Annotated in this window: 3 protein-coding genes; all 3 read right to left on the bottom strand. The window is 62.1% G+C overall.

Annotation, left to right across the window (positions count from 1 at the left end; translation table 11 throughout):
• Positions 1 to 47: 47 nt before the first annotated feature.
• The 3 genes from F614_RS0113840 to F614_RS0113830 all read right to left on the bottom strand — a co-directional run bounded on the left by F614_RS0113840 (position 48) and on the right by F614_RS0113830 (position 1,172).
• On the bottom strand, positions 48 to 470 hold the full coding sequence (locus F614_RS0113840) for an antirestriction protein (protein ID WP_018879186.1): 423 nt from the start codon (positions 468 to 470) through the stop codon (positions 48 to 50).
• Between the two features lie 150 nt (positions 471 to 620).
• Positions 621 to 824, bottom strand: coding sequence for a hypothetical protein (locus tag F614_RS0113835; protein ID WP_018879185.1), 204 nt, complete (start codon positions 822 to 824; stop codon positions 621 to 623).
• A 12-nt stretch (positions 825 to 836) separates the two neighbouring features.
• The gene (locus F614_RS0113830) at positions 837 to 1,172 is read right to left on the bottom strand and encodes a hypothetical protein (RefSeq protein ID WP_018878817.1); all 336 of its coding nucleotides are present in this window, start codon (positions 1,170 to 1,172) and stop codon (positions 837 to 839) included.
• Positions 1,173 to 1,281: the final 109 nt, after the last annotated feature.

Genomic DNA, 1,281 nt, shown 5'->3' with positions numbered 1-1,281 from the left:
CGCCCCCAAAGGGGCCGTCGCCCTTTTGGGGAATGGAATGCCGTTGGCTAGTCGATCGCGCGAAGAATCTCGCCGGACTCGTCATGGTCCAGCGCGTAATCCCTCAACCAGTGGTACAGGTTGACGTGCCGATCTTCGCGAAAGCGCCAGGCCATCGCGTTGAAGGCGAACAGGCAGGCAATGATGCCCGCCGCATCCGGACTCAATTCGCCCTCGTAGCCGTTACCGGGCACCACGATCCGCAGGTTCCGTTCCTGTTCGGGTGCCATGTAGAAACCGCCGTTGGAAAGTTCGTAGAACTCCCAAAAGCCGCCCTTGTAGGCTTCCGCCAGGGTTCCCAGCGAATCGAAGACGCTATTTTCAAATGCCAGGGCATGTGCCCCGAGATACCTCGGCAGGATCTGGATCCGTTCGAGTTCGGGGACGCGGTGGCGGTGAATCGCAAGATCCGTCTCAGTGCAAAACGTCATGGTCTATCTCCTGCCTGGAGGGGACAGACCGCCCCCACGGGGAGCGGTGTCCCCGTAGTGGGTGAAGTGAATGGATCGACCGGCGGAGCCGGCGCACCCCTGCCCGATCCGGGGGTGCTTTCAGAGGCCTGATACGCTCAGGCGTGCGTTCTAGGGATGGGCCCGCTGTGTCCAGGCACCCGTATTCAGAGCCTCCGTGGTTGCCTCCTCCGTGGCGAAATACTCCAGGGATTCGCGCGACAACGGAGTCCCGTCCAGGGGGTCCGCCGTACCGACATACCAGCCCTTGGCGGATGCCATGGGCTGGAGTTCGACATGGTGGCCGAAGTATTCAAAAGCGATCTTCCCGTACATCCTCGCCTCCTGTTATCCGTACCGGATCCGGTGGAACACCTGGAGTTCTTCCTCCACGGAAAACCCCTTGAGGTGGTAACTCCGGATCTCCTGATCCCCGGTCTCGAAATCGATCTCGGGTTCAGTGGAGAACCACAGGTCGATGCCGGTTGGGGGATCACTGGAGGGGTGAACAGCTCCCTTGCGATTGAGGAACGCCACGGCCGCTTCGACCGCCGACCGGTCCTCGGGATCTTCGGGGTCCATTCGGACGCCCTCGGAATCGATCCATCCCCGCTGGGAGGGTTCGCCAAGTTCCAGATCGACGGGCTTCCATCGCTCGAACGTGATCTTGATACGCGCAGTCATGGTCTGTCTCCGAATGGAGGGGACAGACCGCCCCCACGGGGAGCGGTGTCCCCGTGGTGGGTGAAGTGAATGGATCGACCGGCGAGCCGGCGCACCCCTGCCCGATCCG

The sequence above is a fragment of the Thioalkalivibrio sp. ALE12 genome, from assembly GCF_000381105.1.
Taxonomy (GTDB): Bacteria; Pseudomonadota; Gammaproteobacteria; order Ectothiorhodospirales; family Ectothiorhodospiraceae; genus Thioalkalivibrio.
This window is presented reverse-complemented; position numbering and strand designations above follow the sequence as displayed.

Excerpts from the sequence above, each read along its gene's own strand:
- F614_RS0113840 (WP_018879186.1), bottom strand. The coding sequence starts at position 470 with ATGACGTTTTGCACTGAGACGGATCTTGCGATTCACCGCCACCGCGTC.
- F614_RS0113835 (WP_018879185.1), bottom strand. The coding sequence starts at position 824 with ATGTACGGGAAGATCGCTTTTGAATACTTCGGCCACCATGTCGAACTC.
- F614_RS0113830 (WP_018878817.1), bottom strand. The coding sequence starts at position 1,172 with ATGACTGCGCGTATCAAGATCACGTTCGAGCGATGGAAGCCCGTCGAT.